The sequence below is a fragment of the Bradyrhizobium sp. sGM-13 genome (assembly GCF_018398875.1).
Classification (GTDB): Bacteria; Pseudomonadota; Alphaproteobacteria; order Rhizobiales; family Xanthobacteraceae; genus Bradyrhizobium.
In genome coordinates this window covers 1-20,644 of sequence record NZ_JAGWDK010000027.1, presented here as the reverse complement: position 1 = coordinate 20,644, position 20,644 = coordinate 1, and the positions used below count along the sequence as shown (strand labels likewise).

Sequence of the window (20,644 nt, the reverse complement as noted above, 5' to 3'; positions counted from 1 at the left end):
TGACATTAATTTGTAAAGTGAGCACGCAACCATGAGCGTCTCCGAACCGTTCATCCGCCGGCCGATCGCGACCTCGCTACTCGGGATCGCGCTGATGATCGGCGGCGCGCTCGGCTACTGGGCGCTACCGGTATCGGCGCTGCCGCAGGTCGATTTCCCGACCGTGCAGGTGACGACGCAACTGCCGGGTGCCAGCCCCGACGTGGTCGCCTCGCTCATCACGGCGCCGCTGGAGCGTCAGCTTGGGCAGATTCCCTCGCTGTCCTCGATGCAGTCGACCAGTTCGTTCGGCGTCAGCCAGATTTCGCTGCAGTTCGACCTTAACCGCGACATCGACGGCGCCACCCAGGACGTGCAGGCGGCCATCAACGCAGCGGCAGGTGTCCTGCCAAGGAATCTGCCGTATCCGCCGACCTACGCCAAGGTAAACCCGGCGGATGCGCCGGTCCTGACACTGGCGCTGACGTCGGAGACGATTTCGCTGCGCGCCATGAGCGATATCGCCGATACGATCCTGGGACAGCGGCTCAGCCAGATTTCCGGCGTCGGGCGCGTTGCGATCCTCGGCGGGCTCAAGCCTGCGGTGCGGGTGCAAGCCGATCTGGCGCGGCTCGCTGCCTACGGCATCTCGATGGAAGATTTGCGTAGCGCCATCGCGGGCGCCAACGTCTCAGGGCCGAAGGGATCGCTCGACGGTGCGCAGCAGGCCTACACCATTGCCGCCAACGACCAGATCGCGGTAGCGGAGGCCTACAAGCCCATCATCATCGCCTATCGCAATGGCTCACCTGTCACGATCGGCGACGTCGCCACCATCGTCGACGGGCTGGAGAACGATCGCACCGGCGGCTGGTATCAGGGCACGCCGGCTGTGATCATCGACATCCAGCGCCAACCCGGCGCCAACGTCATCGAGGTCGTCAGGCAGATCCGCGACGAAATACCCAAGGTGCAGCGCGCGATCCCGGCCGGCGTCAATCTGAACATCGTCTCCGACCGCACCGTCACCATCCGCGCCTCGGTGCGGGACGTCCAGTTCACGCTGGTCCTTTCCGTGGTGCTGGTCACGTTGGTGGTGTTGCTGTTCCTGCGCTCGCTGCGCGCGACCCTGATCGCGGGGGTGGCGCTGCCGCTGTCGCTGATCACAAGCTTCGGCATCATGTATTTTTCCGGATTGAGCCTCGACAATCTGTCGCTGATGGCCCTGACGATCGGCACCGGATTCGTGGTCGACGACGCCATCGTGATGATCGAGAACATCGTCCGCCACATGGAGAACGGCGAGTCGGTGATGGAGGCGTCACTGAAGGGTGCCAGCGAAATCGGCTTTACCGTGATCTCGCTGACGGTGTCGCTCATCGCGGTCTTCATCCCGCTCTTGTTCATGTCCGGGTTGGTCGGGCGCATGTTCCGCGAATTTGCGCTGACGCTGACGATTGCGGTCGTGACGTCGGCGATCGTGTCGCTGACGCTGACGCCGATGATGTGTTCGCGACTATTGAAGCATGTCGGGGAAGAGATGACGGTCCCGGGGCTTGCCGCCGTCAGCCGCTTCATCGACCGCATGGTCGCTTTCTACCATCGCACGCTGCTGTGGGTGCTGCAGCGCCAGCGCGCGACCCTTGTGGTGACGTTCGCCACCATCGCCGCGACGCTCTTCATGTACGTGATTGCGCCGAAGGGCTTTCTGCCGCTGCAGGATACCGCCTCGATCGTCGCAGTGACCGAGGCCGGTCCCGACGTTTCCTTTGCCGAGATGCAAAGCCGCCAGGCGACGGCGGCGGCCGCGATCCAGGCCGATCCGGACGTGATCGGCGTCGTCTCCGTGATCGGGGCCGGATCGGTCAATCCGACCACCAATGTCGGGCGTCTGGTGATGACGCTTAGGCCGCGTGGCGAGCGGCACGATGATATTTCCGTGGTGGTCGACCGGCTCAAACAGCGCACAGCGAAAATTCCCGGCATGACCATCTATTTCCAGCCTGTGCAGGACGTGCAGATCTCGACCCAGTCGAGCCGCTCGCAGTACCAGTACACGCTGACCGGCACCGATGCGGCGCAGGTCTCGCTGTGGTCGCAGAAGCTCATTGCCGAGATGCGCCGGGATCCGCTGTTCCGCGATGTCTCGTCGGAAGCGCAGGAGGGCGGCTTGCGCGCCGCGCTCAACATCGATCGTCAACGCGCCGGCCAGCTCGGCGTCAGCCTGCAGGCGGTCAACGACACCCTCAACGATGCCTTTGCGCAGCGGCAGATTTCGACGATCTACGGCCAAGCCAACCAGTATCGCGTGGTGCTGGAGGCGATGCCGATGTACCAGCGCGACCCGTCGATCCTATCGAAACTCTATCTCCCGGGAGCTGCGAGCACGACCGCCGGCGCGCCCGGCGCCCAGGTGCCGCTGTCGGCGGTGGCGACGCTGACCCGCACCACCGCGCCGCTGGCGATCTCGCATCTGGCGCAGTTTCCGGCGGTCTCGCTCAGTTTCAACCTCGCCCCCGGCGAGGCGTTGGGCGATGCCGTCGAGGCGGCCAAGCAGATCGAGACCAGAATCGGCATGCCCGGCAGCATCGTCGGTGTCTATGCGGGTGACGCGGCCGAATTCTCCAAGTCGCTCGCCGGCCAGCCATGGCTCATTCTGGCGGCGATCGTTACCATCTATATCGTGCTTGGCGTGCTCTATGAGAGCTACATTCACCCGATCACCATTCTCTCGACGCTGCCGTCCGCCGGCGTCGGCGCCATTCTGGCGCTGATGCTGTTCGGGCAGGATCTGTCGGTGATCGGCCTAATTGGCATCATCCTGTTGATGGGCATCGTCAAGAAGAACGCGATCATGATGATCGACTTCGCGCTTGAAGCCGAACGGCATCAGGGCATGTCGCCTTCCGAGGCGATCGTACAGGCCTGCCTGTTGCGCTTCCGCCCCATTATGATGACGACGCTGGCGGCGCTGTTCGGCGCGCTGCCGCTGGCGATCGAAAGCGGCACCGGCGCAGAATTGCGCTTTCCGCTCGGCATTTCCATCATCGGCGGCTTGCTGCTGAGCCAGTTGCTGACGCTCTATACGACACCGGTGATTTACCTAGCACTCGACCGGCTCAACCGGAAAATTCAGAAGGCGGTGCCGGACCCCGGGCCCACCGGGCCGCCGGTCGCCGGCGCCACTGAGGGGATGCAGTAGATGGCATCGATCTCGGAGCCCTTCATACGGCGGCCGGTGGGCACCACGCTGCTGGCGATCGGGCTCTTCCTGGTCGGCATGGTCGCCTATGTTTTTCTGCCGGTCTCCTCGGTGCCCAATGTCGATTTCCCGATGATCCGGGTGTCCGCCACGCGTCCCGGCGCCGATCCTTCCGTGATGGCCGCGACGGTTGCCGCGCCGCTGGAACGCCGGCTCGGCCAGATCGCGGGCCTTGACCGGATCACCTCAACCAGTTCGCTCGGCACCACCAGCATCCAATTGCAATTCTCGATCGGCCGCAACATCGATCGCGCCGCGCGCGACGTGCAAGCCGCGATCAATGCGTCACTAGCGGATCTGCCGACGGACCTGCCGTCGTTGCCACGCTTTCGCAAAGCCAATCCCGCGGCCGCCCCGGTGTTCGTGCTGGCACTGACGTCGAAGACGCTGACGACGAGTGCGATGTACGACGTCGCCGATACCGTGATTGCGCAGCGCATCTCGCAGGTTCCGGGCGTTGGCGAAGTCAACGTCACCGGCGCCGACCAGCCGGCGGTTCGGATTGCGCTCAACCCGGTTGCGCTGTCGAATGCTGGGATCGCGACCGACGACGTGCGGCTCGCGATCATCAATGCCAATCCGCTCGGGCCGGTCGGGATCTTCAACGGCGGCCGCCAGAGCGAGACGATCTCGACCAACAAGCAGATGCGCACCGCGGCCGAATTCCGCGACATCATCATCAAGAGCTCCGCCGGCAATTTCGTCCGCCTCGCCGATGTCGCCGAGGTCGAGGATTCCGTGCGCAACAGCCGCTCGATCGCCTGGTTCAACAAGCAGCCGGCGGTCCTGATCCAGATCACCAAGCAGGGCGATGCCAACGTGATCGATACTGTCGATCGGGTGAGGGCGCTGCTGCCGGAACTGAAGCAGTGGCTGCCCGGCGGCGTGGAGATTTCGACCCTCGTCGACCGCACCGGCACCATCCGCGCCAGCGTGCTCGACATGCAGTACACGCTGCTGGCGACGGCATTTCTCGTCATGGTGGTGGTGTTCGCGTTCCTGCGGCGGTTGACGCCGACCATTGCGGCCGGCGTTTCGGTGCCGCTGGCCCTGGCCGGAACCTGCGCCGGGATGTGGCTCGCCGGATTCTCGATCGACAATCTGTCGCTGATGGCGTTGGCGATCTCGGTGGGCTTCGTGGTCGACGACGCCATCGTCATGATCGAGAACATGTACCGCAACCTCGAACACGGCATGGCGCCGTATCCGGCGGCGGTCGAAGGCGCCAAGCAGATCGGCTTTACCGTGCTGTCGATCAGCCTGTCGCTGATCGCGGCCTTCACGCCGCTGATTTTCATGGACGGGATCGTCGGCCGGCTGCTGCGCGAATTCTCGCTGACGCTGACCTTTGCCATCGTGGTGTCGACCGTTGTGTCGCTCACGATCACGCCGATGATCTGCGCGCATTATATCAAGGAAGCGACCTCCGATCGCGCGACCTGGTTCGACCGGCTGGTCGAGGGCACGCTGTCGCGCATCGTTTCCTTCTACACCTGGACGCTGCGGGCGGTGCTCGGCTTCCCGTTCCTGACCCTGCTCGTGTTCTTTGCCACCATTGCGCTGACGGTGGTGCTCTACATCAAGACGCCGAAAGGCTACTTCCCGACCGACGACAGCGGTCTTGTCATTGGCGCGACACGCGCATCTCCCGATACCTCGTTCCAGGCAATGCTCGGGCTGCAGCAACAACTGGCCGACATCGTGATGGCCGATCCGGCAGTCGCCGCCATTGGCTCTTCGCTCGGCGGGCCCGCCGGTCCGGGCGGCGGCGGCTCCAACCGCGGCACCATGTTCATCAGCCTGAAGCCGCCGGAGGAGCGGGCCGACATGTCGACGGCGCAGGTAATCGATCGCCTGCGCAAAAATCTCTATCGGGTCGCTGGGATCCGCCTGTTCATGTTCGCGGCGCAGGACCTCCGCACCGGTGGCCGGCAAAGCGATTCCGATTACCAGTACACGCTGTCGAGCGCGAATCTCGAGCTCCTGCAGAAATGGGCGCCGCTGGTCGCCAAGCGCATGGAGACGGTAGAGGGCATCACCGACATTTCCAGCGACCGCGACCCCGGCGGGCTGCAATTGTCGCTGGTGATCGACCGCAAGACCGCCTCGAGCCTCGGCGTTAGCATCCAGGACATCGACAACGCCCTGAACAACGCCTTCGCCCAGCGCCAGATTTCGATCATCTATACCCAGCGCAACCAGTACATGGTGGTGCTGGAAATCGACCCGAAATTCCAGAGCGATCCTTCCAATCTGGAGCGGATTTATGTGGCAGGTGCCAACGATGCCCAGGTGCCGCTATCGGCCGTGGTGCGCTACCAGCGCGGCCTGTCGCCGCTTGCGGTGTACCACTCGCAATCGTTTCCTTCGACGACGGTTTCGTTCAACCTGCTGCCCGATGTGCCGCTGGAGGTCGCGACCTCCAATATCCAGCGCGCGGTCGAGGAACTGCACATGCCGGAGGGCATCCGCGGCAGCTTCGACGGCAGTGCCGGCGACTTTGACAGGACCAGCGGGCGGCAGCCGCTTCTGATCCTCGGCGCATTGGTGGCGATGTATATCGTGCTTGGCGTGCTCTATGAGAGCCTGGCCCATCCGATCACGATCATCTCGACCCTGCCGTCCGCAGGCCTCGGCGCGCTGCTGGCGCTGCAGGTGACCAATACGCCGCTGACCGTGATCGCCTTTGTTGGCATCATCCTGTTGATCGGCATCGTCAAGAAGAACGGCATCATGATGGTGGATTTCGCGCTCGATGCCGAGCGCCACCGCGGCCTGTCGTCGGCTGACGCGATCTTCGAGGCCTGCCGCGCCCGCTTCCGGCCGATCCTGATGACGACGCTGGCGGCGCTGTTCGCCGGCATTCCGCTGGTCATCGCCACCGGCCCCGGCACCGAGCTGCGCCGGCCGCTCGGCATCACCATCATCGGCGGATTGGTCGTGTCGCAGATCCTGACGCTGTACACGACGCCGGTGATCTACCTCCTGATCGACCGGCTGCGGCGGCGATCGCGGCCGGCGGCGATCGCCGCGCCTGCCGAATAGTTGGATTACCGCCTGCGGAAAGCGTATAGCGGGCGGATGTCAGACCAATCCAATTCCGAGGCCGGAACCGCGATGGAGGCCGTTCCGGACTGTCCGCATTGCGGCAAGCCGCTGCCGCTCTGCATCTGCGACAGCGTCAAGCCGATCGAGAGCAAGATCTCGCTCCTGATCCTGCAGCATCCGCAGGAGCAGGACAGGGCGCTCGGAACCGCGCGGCTGACGGCGATGCACTTCAAGGACGCGGTCGTCAAAATCGGCCTGTCCTGGCCGAGCCTCTCCAAGGCGCTGGGACGGAAGGTCGACGATCCTTCCCGCTGGGCGGTGCTCTATCTCGGCTCGGCCAAGGTCAGCGATCTCGACACCGATGCCGAGATTGTGGCGATCAACCGCAAGGGCGAGGTCGAGCCGCACCAGCGCGCCATCCTGTCCGACATCGAAGGCATCGTGCTGCTGGACGGCACATGGAGCCAGGCCAAGGCGCTGTGGTGGCGCAACGCGTGGATGCTGAAATGCCAGCGGGTCATTCTGGGCCCGAAGCGCCCCTCGCGTTACGGCAAACTCCGCAAGGAGCCGCGCCGCGACGGCCTATCCACCATCGAGGCCGCCGGCCTGCTGCTCGCCGGGCTCGAGAAGCGGCCCGAGATCGCGGAGGCACTCAACGCCAGCTTCGATCGCATGCTGGCAAGGTATCTGGAAGTGCAGGCGGAGATGCCGGAACTTGCACCGAAGCCGAAGAAGCGGGATTACCGCCGTCGTAAGCGCGGCTAACCCAAGCAAGAGCTGCGTCGACGAGATTGCTGTATCTCAAATTGTGCAGCGTTGCCCCGTAAACCGTCATGACCATGATACCAACGCGGCGGTTCCAATGTCTGCAAGGGTACATAGCGACCTGTGGACAAGGATGACATTCCCATTGACGATGCTAAATTCTCCGCTCTCCGCGTAACCATTTGGAGCAAAGTCGATGTCTTTGACCACAGAAATTCTCACTCGATCTCCATTGCTTGACGCTGATGAAATCGAAGGGGAAATCGGTACTCTCATCTACAATGCCCGGCGAGCGCCCGCTATCCGAGAACTACCCCACAGCGATGACCACCCGCTGCCGAAAGGCCCGATGCCCGACTATGTCGAGCACAAGGAAGGGGTCAATCAGGTCGGCAAACTGTCGGCCGAAGCTGTGGTCCGCGAATATGATGCGGCAGTGAAGGAGATTGAAGCGCTCGGTGCGGAACTAACCGACGCCGCCAAACGATGTGAAGCGATGGTGGCCGGCGTTCACGCCATGGTTTCCGAGATCAAGGAATTGGCTGCTAACTATCGCGAGGAAGGCAAGCGCTACTTCCTGCAGATCGAGGATTGTTCCCTGATGACGTCCGAAGTCCGCACCGTCTGCGAGACGCTCAAGAAGAAGATTGCAGGTAGTAGTCTCGTCGCCTGATGTTCCGGCTGTGGCCGGTCTTGCTGGTGGCCGCGCCGTTCATCGTCGTGGCCATCAGCATGCTGTTGTAATCGCGTAACCGGGCATTCACGCCAAACAGAGGCGCGTGAGCCCGGCCGCAATTCGGAATAGCGGCCAGCCAACGAAGATGTCTGGATGGCGCGGCGACGGCGGTACGCCGTCCGCGTCCGCACAATCTATTTGTTTGACGTTGCCCGACCGCGCCAGATGGCAGGTTGGATGTTGCGGACACACGTTGCTCCATTCCGTCGCTCGCACTATGACTGGCGCGTCGGATGCAAGCGGAGCAACGCGATGGAACTGGTGGCGCATTGGCGCCTGTCCAAACAGGCCTTGATCGATCTCGTTTTCTTCTGCGGCGTTCCGATTGTGCTGGCAATGCTTTCGGTCGTTCTCGGACCGCATGCGGCCATCATGGGAGGCGCAGGGGCTACGCTTTATGTTCTCTCGCTCGCCATTGTGCCCTGGTGCCTGACCGGCCTCGCCACCCAAATGGTGAGCAAAAGAGCCAAGGGAAAACTGCCGCTTTGGCTGATCGCAGCCATCGGCGCCATGGCCGCCGGCCCCTTCGTGTCGCTGTACGTCTATTTCGTCAATTCGATCGCTTCAGACATCTGGCTTGCGCTGGACGCTTTGCGGCCGGCGACGTTCAGCGCGGAACATCTCAAATCGGCCGCCCTGTCCGAGGGGCGGGCTATCGTTCTCTGGATCGCCTTTATCGTCATTTTCCATGAGACGCTGGGCTGGGAACGGTTTGCGGCACCGGCCAAGGAAACCGGCTGCGAAGACCGCTTTCAACTGAGCGGCGCCGAATGGACGGCGGAAGACGATGCGCTGCTGCGCTCGCTGATCGGCAGCGGCAAGCCCCCGAGGGCGATCGCGCTGGAAATGAAACGGACGGTCGGGGGCATCCGCGCCAGGACCGCCAAGCTGGGACTGCGGAATAATCGGATAGGCGATCCGTCCGGAGGTTGAGGCGGCAGCCTTTTTCGAACAGTGTCGGTTTGCTAACCAGCGCAGGCATGAATTGCGCTGCTTGGTTGCCTATCCGAGGCGGGGCGTATATGAGTGCGCCCGATGGGGCCACGTGGCGGAGTGGTTACGCAACGGTCTGCAAAACCGTGTACACCAGTTCAATTCTGGTCGTGGCCTCCATTCATATAATCAATGACTTAGACCGATTAGATTATATGAGAGGCCGCAGGAGACCGGCCGCTATCAGCAGGCGGCATACCAGCCCTCAGGGAACGGAACCAGCGGCCAAGAGGCTCCATTGTCGTTGGCGGCGCGCGGCGACGGATAAAAGCCCTGGGTCTGGACCACGAAATCATCCTCCGGGACTGGCGCAACTGCTGTCTGCACGGCTTCCAGCAGCAAATCGTATTCAACTTCGCTCATCGCGCTCTCCGGGTTCCGGAGGCGATTATCTCAAATGTATTTTGTTCCCAGATTGAGCGGACCGTTCGAATTTTATCGATTGGCCGGCCGCGGCAAAGCTGGTTACTAAAGTGTTGAGTTCCGGCGCGAACACTAGGCACGCACACAAGCGGCGCGTGTGAGAACAATCACATTTTTCAAAAATCAGTTCGCGTACTGGGCTGGACGGCGCCTGTTTTTGTCAAAGCGGGCATGGTCCAGGGAGACGCGGGTCATGAAGGCAAGGTTTGCGCGAGGTGCGGCTCTTCTCTGTCGTTCCCGTCGGGCTTCGACGCTCGGCTTCCTGCTTACGCTGATGGCCACTGGTTCGGCCAATGCCCAGCAAGGCACGCCTGAACAGCGCAGGGCCTGCACGCGCGACTCTACCGGTTCTGTGCCGGCGAGATCCCGAACGCGCGTGAGATCGCCGCATGCCTGCGCCGGCAGAAGGCGAGCCTGAGCCCGGCTTGCGCTGCGGTGTTCGAGCGGTAAGGGCAGGGCGGTACGGCATCCGCCGACGTTCTCACATCTCCAGCGCCGCTAGATTCTTCGGCAGCATCCGCTTGAACAAAGTGAGGATGCAGGCGGCCTCCTTTGTGTCCTGCGTGATGGCATGGCGGACGGTCGCCGCGATCAGCGTCATCATCAGTTGGGAAAACGAGGCCAGCGCAGTCGCTGATACATTGGGTGCGATCCGCCGCAGGGTGTCGCCAAGCAGCCCGGCGAGATAGATGCCGTCCTCCTCGTCAAGCTTTTGCAGCGCCCGGTCGGCCTGCGTCGCCTGCCAGATGTCGCGCATGACCGGCACTTCCATGAACATCCGATAGTAGCTGTCGGTAATGCGGCACAGGGCCGGGTACAGATCGCGGGTAGTCTGGACCACGGCGAGATCGCGCAGCACGCAATCGCGGCCGTACGCGTTGTAGCGTTCCGCGAGCGTGCCGATGATCGCCGTCTTGTCCGGAAAGTATTGATAGAGCGAGCCGAACGGCACGCCGCTGCGTTCGACGACGTCGCTCATGCGGAAGGCTTCGCTGCCTTTCTCGGCCATCAGCTCTGCGGCGCATTGCAGGATTTTCTCGAACCGCTTGCGGCTGCGCTGCTGGGTCGGGACCAGCCGCACCAACACAGGCGCAGCCGTTGCGACCACCTTCTGTCCGGCTTTTCGCCTCGCCATCGGTCCTCTCACATAAAAGCGACTTGACGTTACGAATACGAGAGTTTATCGGGTTTGGCAAATACGAGATATTCTCGTATTAAGTTCCAAAAGGAGTGATCCATGTCAGAACTCCCGATCCTGATCGTCGGCGGCGCGGGCAAGACCGGCGCGCGCGTCGATGCACTGCTGAAGGCGCGCGGCATCCCGACACGGCCGGTGTCGCGTTCGACACCTGTCCCGTTCGACTGGACCCGGCCCGAGACGTGGCCGGCCGCGTTTGCCGGCGTATCGATGGCCTATGTCACCTATCAGCCGGACCTTGCGGTCGAAGGTGCCGCTGATGCGATCGCGGAAGTGGGCCGGCTGGCGCGCGAAAATGGGCTCGAGCGCGTCGTATTGCTGTCGGGGCGCGGCGAGCCGGGCGCGCAGCGGGCGGAGGCGGCGCTGCAGCAATCCGGCGTTCCCTGGACCATCGTGCGCGCAAGCTGGTTCGATCAGAATTTTTCCGAGGGTCATCTGCTTGAAGGCGTGCTCGCCGGCGAAATCGCGTTGCCGGCCGGCCCCGTGCCTGAACCGTTTGTCGATGCCGACGACATCGCCGAAGTCGCGGTCGCGGCGCTGACGGATCGGCGCCATGTCGGCAAGGCCTACGAGGTGACGGGACCGCGCGCGCTGACGTTCGCGCAAGCGGTCGCCGAGATCGCCGGTGCCGCTGGCCGCCCGGTCCGATACCGGCAGATCGCGGCGGAAGATTTTGCGGCCGGCATGCGGCCCCATATGCCGGAGGACGTCATCGAACTGATGTTGGAGCTGTTCACCGTCGTGCTGGATGGGCGCAATTCGGCTGTCGCACACGGCGTCGAGCAGGCGCTCGGGCGGCCGGCGCGGGACTTTTCCGAGTATACCCGCCGAACCGCCGCGACCGGTGTCTGGAGGGCATGATCATGCTGCAGATGTTGATCACGGGCCTGCTGTGGTTTTGCGCCATCGGTTGCGGTCTGCTCGCCGGCCTTTATTTCGCGTTTTCGACCTTCATCATGACGGCGCTCGGCCGGATCGGACAGGCCTCCGGCATCGCGGCGATGAATGCGATCAACGTCACGATCGTGCAGTCGCTGTTCATACCGATCTTCCTGGGAACGACGGCGGCGAGTGCGGCGCTGGTGGTAACCGCGCTGTTGCGTTGGAGCGAGCCCGGCGCGATGGCGATGCTGACCGGCGGCGTGATCTATGTGCTCGGCATGTTCGTCGTGACGATGGTCTTCAACGTGCCGCTGAATAACGCGCTTGCCGCGGCTGATCCTGGAAGCCAGGAGGCCGCCTCGCTGTGGGCGCGCTACCTGACGGACTGGACACGCTGGAACCACGTGCGGACGGTCGCATCGACAGCGGCTTGTGCGCTGTTCATTGCCGCGATTGCGGCAAGGTAGAGCGACACGGATGTCGATGAACACAAAAGCCGCCCGGATCAGGGGCGGCTTTTGCGTTGTTTCAGTGCGTGAGATCAGGCAGCAGTGAGCGCGCTTCCGCTCCGCCTGCCGCGATAGGCCATGCACCCGACGCGGTCGAAGCCGAGGATCATCATTGCCCAGGTTGACGGGAGCGCGGGGACATCGGCAGCAGGCACTGGATTGCACGGCCCCGGGACCACCGGGGCCGCGCAAAGACGCATCAGCGGGGCTCGGACTTTGGCGGCGGTGATGCTCATCGGATTTTTACCGCCGCGCAGAACTGTTCCGTGACCGCCGTGGTTTCCTCGGCGACGTTCCAGCCGTTCGTCTCGGCCTTTTCCTTGGCCAACTTCTGCTCGATCTGAAGTATCTTTTTGATTTGCGCGTACGGTTTCCAGTCGGCCTTGGACAGCTTGACGGGGGGCGCACCGCAGACGTTGTGGGCAATCGCTTTCTGCACACTAGTGCTGACGTCGCTCATGTGGTCCTCGACCACGGCGGTGAAGCGCGCCTTGGCGTATTGGCTGTTGGCTGCGATGAAGTCCTTGCAGAAGGTGGCCCGTTGACCTCCGTCGCGGGCTTTGATGTAGGCCGTCTGCGTTTCATAATGGAGGCGGTAGGCAAGTTTGTTGGCGTTCGGGTCGGATTTCACCGCTTCATGCATGGCGCGGTGGTCATCCAACGTGGCGTCATTGATCCTGATGTCACATACTTTGGCGAGGGAGACGACCGGAACGTAGGCCCGCACCTTGGCTTCCAAGGCATCGTTGGCCTGCGCAACTGGTGCGAACAGGCTGGCGGCGATTGCGAAAGCAGCGCGACAGCGTTTCATTGGTGACATGCTCCAGATCACCGAACAGCAAGCGGCGGCGGGGCTGGGGATCGCGGTCGCCGACCGCACACACCAGCGCGGCGCGCCCCAGCCGCGAAGCGTCCAGCCCAGAAGAAAACGGGTTGAGCAACTTACTGTGCGAATTCCTTGGGCGGCTGTCGAGCGCCCATCTTGATCTGGATCATGGTTCCGCTGCGTGACCGAGACGGCAGGCCGCAAACGCCGCCTGCGCCTGGCCGTCGGGTATTTGGGATGGAGGCGGATACGGAAAAATAAGCCGCTGGCTCCCCGGGCTGGATTCGAACCAGCGACCATTCGATTAACAGTCGAATGCTCTACCGCTGAGCTACCGAGGAATAGGCGAAACAAAGGTTCGCGAGCGGGCAGCGTATAACAAAGCCTTTCGGGCTTGCAAAGGACCAAATCACAGGCTGCGCATTTGCGTGAAGCAGGACCGGAAAGTCGCCGCACTACAACGGTTTGTCTCCGCTTTCGTCCTCCGGGCAGACGGCGGACGGAACCGGGCGCAGGGCAATTGCGTCTGTATACGGGCCCTAGACCGGGCCACCAATTCGACTCAATCGGCCCGGACCCTCCGTGGTGCCGGATTTCACGGGAGCTGATCGATGCCAGCCAATGTGACCGAACTGACACGTGCGGCACCTCCAATCGTTCCGAGCGACATTCCCGCCATGAGCGACGACGAATGTCTGGTTCGGCTCGCGCAAGCCGTTGAAGAACATGATGACGGGCATCTGGATGAGGTGGCGCGGCTGATCGCCCGATTAGCCGTCCCGATAGAGTAGGCGACAGCAGCGGCTTTTCCGCATCGGCGGTGGCTCGCAACAGCCGCCTGCATGTTGCGTTTTGCCGGAGCTTGTACCAAAGATGGCCCGGTTTCAGCTCCCGCGGCGGCAACGCCGCATGCTTTCAGGGTCTTCGCCTATGTCCGGTTTTGCGACCGCGCGCCAGAAAATGGTCGATGGTCAGGTGCGTCCGAGTGACGTGACCGATATCCGAATTCTTGATGCCATGCTGGTGGTGCCGCGTGAGGCGTTCGTTCCCGAAAACAAGCAGGCGCTGGCCTACCTGGATCTCGATCTCGACGTCAGCGAAGGGGGCTCGGCCAAGCGCTTCCTGATCAAGCCGGCAGTGCTGGCCAAGATGCTGCAGGCCGCCGAGATCAGGGCGACCGATCGCGTCCTCGTGGTCGGTTGCGCCACCGGCTACGCCGCCGCCGTGATCGCCCGATTCGCTACCCATGTGACCGCGACGGAGAGCGATTCGGCGCTGGCGGCGAGGGCACAGGCGATTCTGGCCGCCAATGGCTGTGGAAACGTGACGGTTCGGACCGCGGCGCCGACCGAGGGAGACCCGGCAAACGCGCCCTGGGATGTCATCGTGCTGAACGGCGCAACTGAGATCGTGCCGGAGCGGCTCTACGGGCAATTGCAGAATGGTGGCCGATTGGTGGGCGTTTTTGCGAAGTCGCAGCCCGCGCGGGCCACCATGGTGACCTGTTCGCACGGCGATTTCGGTCACCGGACGCTGTTCGATGCCGTCGCCCCGGTACTGCCCGGCATGGAACTTGTTCCGGCGTTCGTTTTCTAGCCTTCGTTTTCTAGCCTTTCAGCCCTTTCCACGCCCAATAATTGCCCGCCGCGGCCAGCTAAATCCCCTTCGAAATCAGAAGTGTGGCCCGATTGCCCCACGTGAAGAGTTTCGACGGGGTTTGCTTGCGGGGGTGTTCCGTCCAGGCTACCTGCGGAATAAGGTGAGCCGGGACTCACTTCAAGTGAAGCGACGTTCGGTTAATGATCGTGTGTGATCATGGTCATGGGCCGGGCGTTCAAAAATGATTGGATTGCTTGGGATGCGTGGGGTGAAGGCATTTGCCGGGGCCGCGGCTTCGGCCCTTCTATTAGTGTGCATGGGCCCGACGCCCGTCTTAGCCGACACAATCGAGGCTGCGCTGGTGCGCGCCTATCAGAACAATCCGCAGCTCAACGCGCAGCGCGCGCAGGTGCGCGTCACCGACGAGAACGTGCCGCAGGCGCTGTCGGGCTATCGTCCCAGGGTTTCGGTCACCGCAAGCGCGGGCTACCAATATACGGATACGCTCAGCACTCAGGGCGGTGACGAAACCAGGCTCGTGAGAACCCCTATTGTCGGCGCAAATCCGCCGCGCAGCATCGGCGGGACCGTCACGCAGACGCTATTCAACGGCCAGCAGACCGCGAACAGGACCAGAGCGGCAGAAAGCCAGGTTTCCGGCGCGCGCGAAGCGCTGCGGGCACTCGAGCAGACCGTGTTGCTCAGTGCCGCTACGATCTACATGGACTATCTGCGCGATTCGGCGATCGTCGAGGTGCAGAAGAGCAACGTTCGCGTGCTCGAGCAGACTCTGAAACAGACGCGCGACCGCTTCAATGTCGGCGAAGTCACGCGCACCGACGTGGCGCAGTCGGAAGCGCAGCTTGCCGCCGGCAAGACCCAGCTCCTGACCGCGGAAGCCAATCTGACGACGACGCGCTCGAACTTCCGCCGCATCATCGGCAACGAGCCGCAAGCGCTTGCGCCGGGCTCGCCGGTCGACCGCTTCCTGCCGTCGACGCTGCCGGCGGCCGTCGAACTCGGACTGACGCAAAATCCGAACGTCACCGCGGCGATGTTCGGCATCGACGTCAGCTACCTCCAGGTCAAGGTAGCCGAAGGCGCGCTGTTGCCGACGGTCACACTGCAGGCCGCGGTGCAGCAGTCCTGGGAGCAGAGCCTGATCCAGTACCGCTCGTTCGGCGCATCCGTGACCACGCAGCTCTCGGTGCCGATCTATCAGGGTGGCGGAGAATATTCGCTGATCCGGCAGTCCAAGGAAACGGCGGCGCAACAGCGTCTCGTGCTCGATCAGACCCGGGACCAGACCCGCGCCAACGTGGTCACGGCATGGGGGCAGCTCGTCGCCGGCAAGGCGCAAGTCGCCTCCGCCCAGGCGCAGGTGCAGGCGTCGGAAATCGCGCTGAACGGCGTGCGCGAGGAAGCCAAGGCCGGACAGCGCACCACGCTCGACGTGCTGAACGCCCAGCAGGCGCTGGTGAATGCGCGCGTCGCGCTCGTCACCGCGCAGCATGACCGCGTGGTGGCGTCATACTCCGTGCTGAACACGATCGGGCGTCTGTCGCCGCAGGTGCTTAACCTGCCCACGACGGTTTATGACCCGAGCGTGCACTATCATCAGGTACGCGATAGCTGGGCCGGCGTTCGTACACCCGACGGCCGCTGATACCGGCGCAACTCCGCGCAACACAGGACGAATATCGTCGCCCGGCGCCTGAAGCGCCGGGCGCTTTGCTTGCAATCATTTGTGGCCATGACGTACCGTTTCCGGGGCGAGCTGAGCGATTCGCGGCCCGCGTCCTTGCATCTCGCGGACGCGCGTCGGGTTGTGTTTTGAGGGGAGCAAACCTCCCGCGGCGATGCCGCGGGCGGACTTGATCTGGGGACAAGTCAGGCTTGTGCGGTGAAAATCCCGGCCTGCATTTCCGGAACCGGCAATTCCCTCTTGGCTTTGGTGTAAAATGGTTTCGATGTGGAGTCGGAGATGACGCAGCCTGCAAAGGTCCAAGAGCCCTCGATGGAGGAGATTCTGGCGTCGATCCGTCGCATCATTGCCGACGACGAGGCAAAGCCTGCCCCTGCCAAGCCGGAGGCCGCCGCGGCGCCGCCACCGAAACCGGTGATGAAGGACATCCCGCCGTCGGCCATTGCCGCCAAGCCGGCTGCTCCGAAGCCCGCGCCGGCCCCGCCGCCGCCTGCGCCCGCTCCTGAACCGGCCGCCAGCAACAACCAGGACGACATCGACGCGATGCTGGCGAGCCTCGATGCGGCAACGCCCGAGGCCGATATCAGGCCGGCGCCGCAGCCGGAAGCCGACGTGTTCGAACTCACCGACGAGATGGCGCTGCCGGATCCGGCGCCGCCGAAAGCCTCCTTCAACAAGATCGAGCCGGAGGACGACATCGAGTTCAGCGAGTCCCACAGGGGGCGGCAGCCAGCCCACGAGCCGCCGCCGTTCGAAGCACCGCAGCAGCCGATCTTGTCGCGCTCGACCGTCTCCGCGGTCGAATCCGCCTTCAATTCGCTGGCCAATACCGTGCTGAGCAATAACGCGCGGACGCTGGAAGATCTGGTCAAGGAAATGCTGCGGCCGATGCTGAAATCCTGGCTCGATGACAATCTGCCGGGATTGGTGGAGCGGATCGTCAAGGCCGAAATCGAGCGGGTTTCGCGCGGGCGCTAGAGCGTTTTCCAGCGAAGTGGAACCGGTTCGCGTCAAGAAAACGCGTCAAAACAAGAATCTAGCGCCCGGTTCTGATTCAATCAGAACCGGGCGCTAGTTCCGAGCGGATCGATCCCATTCGGACAGTCAAACCGGCGTTATCGCGGCTTCTCGCTGCCCGGGACTTAAGTTGTCAGGTTGACTTGAGGCGCTGTGGCGGCTTTCTAGGGGCCGGCCCGGCGCCGATCACATCAGAACCGGGCGCTACCACGCTGTTTTGATGCGTATTCTCTAAGCGGACCGGCGACGGATTGCTCGAGAACGCCCCGACATCCCCAATTGCAGTGCCATGATCGAAAAAAACTACCAGCCCGCCGATATCGAAAGCCGTATGTCACGGATCTGGGAGGAAAGCGGCGCGTTCAAGGCCGGCCGCCCGGAACGGAAAGATGCCGCGCCGTTCACCATCGTGATCCCGCCGCCCAACGTGACGGGCTCGCTGCACATGGGCCACGCGCTGAACAATACGTTGCAGGACATTCTCTGCCGCTTCGAGCGCATGCGCGGCCGCGACGTGCTGTGGCAGCCGGGTACCGACCATGCCGGCATCGCGACCCAGATGGTGGTCGAGCGGCAATTGATGGAACGGCAGGAGCCGGGTCGCCGCGACCTCGGCCGCGCCAAATTCCTCGAGCGGGTCTGGCAGTGGAAGGCGGAGAGCGGCGACACCATCGTCAATCAGTTGAAGCGCCTCGGCGCCTCCTGCGACTGGTCGCGCGAACGTTTTACGATGGACGAGGGGCTGTCGCGCGCGGTCGTGAAAGTGTTCGTCGAGCTCTACCGCGATGGCCTGATCTACAAAGACAAGCGGCTGGTGAACTGGGACCCGAAACTGCTCACCGCGATCTCCGATCTCGAGGTGCAGCAGGTCGAGGTCAAGGGAAGTCTCTGGTATCTGCGCTATCCGATCGAGGGCAAGACATTCAGTCCCGACGATCCCTCGACTTTTGTCGTCGTGGCGACGACACGTCCCGAGACGATGCTCGGCGACACCGCCGTTGCGATTCATCCGGAGAACGAGCGGATCGGGCACCTGATCGGGCAGCATGTGATCCTGCCGCTGGTCGGCCGCCGCATCCCCATCATCGGCGACGACTACGCCGATCCCGAAAAGGGTTCAGGCGCGGTCAAGATCACGCCGGCGCACGACTTCAACGACTTCGAAGTCGGCAAGCGTCACGGCCTGCCGCAGATCAACGTGTTCGATCGCGAGGGCTGCATGGCCCTCGTCGATAATGAGGACTATCTGCGAAGCTTGCCGGAAGGCGCGCTGATGCTCGCGGAAGAGCTGCACAACGTCAATCGCTTTGCCGCGCGCAAGAAGATCGTGGCGCGGCTGGAAGATTTCGGCTTCCTGGAAAAGATCGAGCCGAACACGCACATGGTGCCGCATGGCGACCGCTCCGGCGTGGTGATCGAGCCCTATCTGACCGACCAGTGGTATGTCGACGCCAAGACAATGGCGCAGCCGGCGATCGCGGCCGTGCGCTCGGGCGCGACCAGCTTCGTGCCGAAGAACTGGGAAAAGACCTATTTCGAATGGATGGAAAACATCCAGCCCTGGTGCATCTCGCGCCAGCTTTGGTGGGGCCACCAGATCCCGGCCTGGTACGGGCCTGACGGCAAGGTGTTCGTCGCCGAGACCGAAGACGAAGCCGTCGGCAAAGCACTCGGCTACTACGTCGAGCAGGAAGTCATCACGCCGGAGCAGGGCCGCGAGATGGCGCAGGATCCCGCCAAGCGCGAGGGCTTCATCACGCGTGACGAGGACGTGCTCGACACCTGGTTTTCATCAGGGCTGTGGCCGTTCTCGACGCTCGGCTGGCCCGACGAAACGCCGGAAGTGAAGCGCTATTACCCGACCAATGTACTCGTCACGGGATGGGATATCATCTTCTTCTGGGTCGCCCGGATGATGATGATGGGCATCCATTTCATGAAGGACGCGCCGTTCTCGACGGTCTACATCCATCGCCTGGTTCGCGACGAGAAGGGCGCGAAGATGTCGAAGTCGAAAGGCAACGTCATCGATCCGCTCGGCGTCATCGACGATTTCGGCGCGGACGCGCTGCGCTTTGCGCTGGCGCGCGGGGCGGCCCTTAACCACGACATCAAGCTCTCGCCGCAACTGGTCGAAACCAATCGCAATTTCGCGACCAAGCTCTGGAACGCCTGCCGCTTTGCCGAAATGAACGGTTGCGAGAAGCCGGACGGCTTCGATCCTGTGAATGCCAGGGAGACGCTGAACCGCTGGATCGCGCATGAGACTTCGCGCGCCACGCGGGAGGTCACCGAGGCGATCGAGGGCTATCGCTTCAACGATGCGGCGAATGCGATCTATCGCTTCGTCTGGAACGTCTATTGCGACTGGTATCTCGAACTCGCAAAGCCGGTGCTGATGGGCGAGGAGGGCGCGGCGAAAACCGAGACCCGTGCCATGATCGCCTGGGCGCGCGATGAGATTCTCAAATTGCTGCATCCGTTCATGCCCTTCATCACCGAGGAGCTCTGGGCGGTTACGGCCAAGCGCGACGGCCTGCTGGTGTTGGCGGAATGGCCGCGCAAGGTCAGTTCGGTTACCGCCGAGCAGATCGCCGCGATGGCGATGGCAGGGCCCGGCGATCCAGTGATGGCGCCGGCCATGGTCGCGCTCGATGCCGGCGATTTCAGCGATCCGGCCGCCGAGGCCGAAATCGGCTGGGTGGTCGATCTCGTCACCGCCATCCGTTCGGTACGTTCGGAAATGAACATCGCGCCGGCTACGTTGATCCCGTTGGTGCTGTCGGGTGCGTCCGAGGAGACAAAGGAGCGCGCGCAGCGCTGGAACGACATCGTCAAGCGGCTGGCGCGGCTGGCCGAGATCACGTTTGCCGACCGCCCGCCGGAAGGCGCCGTTCAGTTGCTCGTGCGTGGCGAGGTTGTCGCTCTGCCGCTCAAGGGCGTGATCGATCTGTCGGCCGAAAAGGCCCGGCTCGACAAGGAAATCGTCAAGGCCGACGCCGACATCAAGCGCGTCGACGCCAAGCTCGGCAACGAGAAATTCGTGGCCAATGCGCCCGAGGAGATCGTCGAAGAGGAAAAGGAAAAGCGCGAGGCGGCGGTCGCGCGCAAGGCAAAGCTGCAGGAAGCGCTGGAACGGTTGAAGATGGCATCGTAGCGCGCCAACCGCACGTCATTGCAATGACGGTGGAGATAATTCCGTCATCATCGAGGGCCTGATCGATGCTGGACCACGTCTCCATCACGGTTTCCGACCTCGCCGCCGCCGAGCGCTTCTACGACGCGATCATGCAGGCGCTAGGCGTCGTAAAGGTCGGCCGCAGCGACCGCTGGCTCGGTTATGGCGAGCGGGCCGACGCCGAGCATCCGGATCGCGTGTACATCGCGATCTACAGGGGCGCGAAGCCGGACGAGGCCTCCAGCCGCCACTGGTGCTTCAAGGCAAAATCGCGAAGCGAGGTGGACGCGTTCTGGCGCGCCGGCATCGCCGCCGGCGGCACCGATGACGGGCCACCCGGCCTGCGCCACTATCATGCCACCTACTACGGCGCCTTCCTACGCGATCCCGACGGCAACAAGGTCGAGGCGGTGTGCCACCGCGCGGTCTAGAGCATGATGATTTTTGGTTAGATGAGTTTTGCCGCAGACGCGCTTTACCTCTCCCGCTTGCGGGGGAGGTCGGCGCGAAGCGCCGGGTGGGGG

Annotated in this window: 16 protein-coding genes, 2 tRNA genes and 1 pseudogene; 14 read left to right on the top strand and 5 right to left on the bottom strand. The window is 63.2% G+C overall.

The window, feature by feature from the left end:
• Positions 1-31 precede the first annotated feature (31 nt).
• From KJQ96_RS30010 to KJQ96_RS29985, 6 genes are all read left to right on the top strand, one after another.
• A complete protein-coding gene (locus KJQ96_RS30010; protein ID WP_213289968.1) occupies positions 32-3,181 on the top strand; it encodes an efflux RND transporter permease subunit in 3,150 nt (1,049 codons plus the stop codon).
• Positions 3,182-6,286 carry an efflux RND transporter permease subunit gene (locus KJQ96_RS30005; RefSeq protein WP_213289967.1) on the top strand — a complete coding sequence of 1,035 codons (3,105 nt, stop codon included), beginning with the start codon at positions 3,182-3,184 and terminating at the stop codon, positions 6,284-6,286.
• 36 nt (positions 6,287-6,322) lie between these two features.
• Entirely contained in the window at positions 6,323-7,054 is a 732-nt protein-coding gene (locus KJQ96_RS30000) for a tRNA-uridine aminocarboxypropyltransferase (protein ID WP_213289966.1), read from the top strand.
• Positions 7,055-7,250: 196 nt separating this feature from the next.
• On the top strand, positions 7,251-7,727 hold the full coding sequence (locus KJQ96_RS29995; protein WP_213289965.1) for a hypothetical protein: 477 nt from the start codon (positions 7,251-7,253) through the stop codon (positions 7,725-7,727).
• A gap of 315 nt (positions 7,728-8,042) precedes the next feature.
• A complete protein-coding gene (locus KJQ96_RS29990) occupies positions 8,043-8,723 on the top strand; it encodes a hypothetical protein (RefSeq protein WP_213289964.1) in 681 nt (226 codons plus the stop codon).
• A gap of 106 nt (positions 8,724-8,829) precedes the next feature.
• Positions 8,830-8,903: transfer RNA gene (locus tag KJQ96_RS29985), tRNA-Cys, on the top strand.
• Between the two features lie 63 nt (positions 8,904-8,966).
• Here the strand turns inward: KJQ96_RS29985 and KJQ96_RS29980 are convergent.
• Together KJQ96_RS29980 and KJQ96_RS29975 are read right to left on the bottom strand one after the other, a co-directional pair.
• A complete protein-coding gene (locus KJQ96_RS29980; protein WP_213289963.1) occupies positions 8,967-9,146 on the bottom strand; it encodes a hypothetical protein in 180 nt (59 codons plus the stop codon).
• 541 nt (positions 9,147-9,687) lie between these two features.
• Entirely contained in the window at positions 9,688-10,341 is a 654-nt protein-coding gene (locus KJQ96_RS29975) for a TetR/AcrR family transcriptional regulator (RefSeq protein ID WP_213289962.1), read from the bottom strand.
• Between the two features lie 102 nt (positions 10,342-10,443).
• On the opposite strand from KJQ96_RS29975, the gene KJQ96_RS29970 reads away from it, so the two are divergent.
• Positions 10,444-11,265 (top strand): NmrA family NAD(P)-binding protein, encoded by an 822-nt coding sequence (locus tag KJQ96_RS29970; protein WP_213289961.1) that lies wholly within the window; start codon positions 10,444-10,446, stop codon positions 11,263-11,265.
• 2 nt (positions 11,266-11,267) lie between these two features.
• Positions 11,268-11,753 carry a DUF1772 domain-containing protein gene (locus tag KJQ96_RS29965; RefSeq protein ID WP_213289960.1) on the top strand — a complete coding sequence of 162 codons (486 nt, stop codon included), beginning with the start codon at positions 11,268-11,270 and terminating at the stop codon, positions 11,751-11,753.
• A gap of 74 nt (positions 11,754-11,827) precedes the next feature.
• Here KJQ96_RS29965 and KJQ96_RS42165 read toward each other — a convergent pair.
• The 3 genes and pseudogenes from KJQ96_RS42165 to KJQ96_RS29955 form a co-directional block, all read right to left on the bottom strand.
• Positions 11,828-11,923: pseudogene (locus KJQ96_RS42165) on the bottom strand (choice-of-anchor K domain-containing PEP-CTERM protein); the annotation flags it as partial.
• A 104-nt stretch (positions 11,924-12,027) separates the two neighbouring features.
• A complete protein-coding gene (locus KJQ96_RS29960) occupies positions 12,028-12,606 on the bottom strand; it encodes a hypothetical protein (protein WP_213289959.1) in 579 nt (192 codons plus the stop codon).
• 281 nt (positions 12,607-12,887) lie between these two features.
• Positions 12,888-12,962: transfer RNA gene (locus KJQ96_RS29955), tRNA-Asn, on the bottom strand.
• A gap of 270 nt (positions 12,963-13,232) precedes the next feature.
• Between KJQ96_RS29955 and KJQ96_RS29950 the strand changes: the two genes are divergently transcribed.
• From KJQ96_RS29950 to KJQ96_RS29925, 6 genes are all read left to right on the top strand, one after another.
• A complete protein-coding gene (locus KJQ96_RS29950) occupies positions 13,233-13,412 on the top strand; it encodes a hypothetical protein (RefSeq protein WP_213289958.1) in 180 nt (59 codons plus the stop codon).
• A 139-nt stretch (positions 13,413-13,551) separates the two neighbouring features.
• A complete protein-coding gene (locus KJQ96_RS29945) occupies positions 13,552-14,217 on the top strand; it encodes a protein-L-isoaspartate O-methyltransferase (protein ID WP_213289957.1) in 666 nt (221 codons plus the stop codon).
• A 262-nt stretch (positions 14,218-14,479) separates the two neighbouring features.
• On the top strand, positions 14,480-15,886 hold the full coding sequence (locus KJQ96_RS29940) for a TolC family outer membrane protein (RefSeq protein WP_213290023.1): 1,407 nt from the start codon (positions 14,480-14,482) through the stop codon (positions 15,884-15,886).
• 318 nt (positions 15,887-16,204) lie between these two features.
• Positions 16,205-16,903, top strand: coding sequence for a PopZ family protein (locus KJQ96_RS29935; RefSeq protein WP_213289956.1), 699 nt, complete (start codon positions 16,205-16,207; stop codon positions 16,901-16,903).
• A gap of 328 nt (positions 16,904-17,231) precedes the next feature.
• Positions 17,232-20,099, top strand: coding sequence for a valine--tRNA ligase (locus KJQ96_RS29930; RefSeq protein ID WP_213289955.1), 2,868 nt, complete (start codon positions 17,232-17,234; stop codon positions 20,097-20,099).
• Positions 20,100-20,164: 65 nt separating this feature from the next.
• Positions 20,165-20,551, top strand: coding sequence for a VOC family protein (locus KJQ96_RS29925; RefSeq protein ID WP_213289954.1), 387 nt, complete (start codon positions 20,165-20,167; stop codon positions 20,549-20,551).
• Positions 20,552-20,644: the final 93 nt, after the last annotated feature.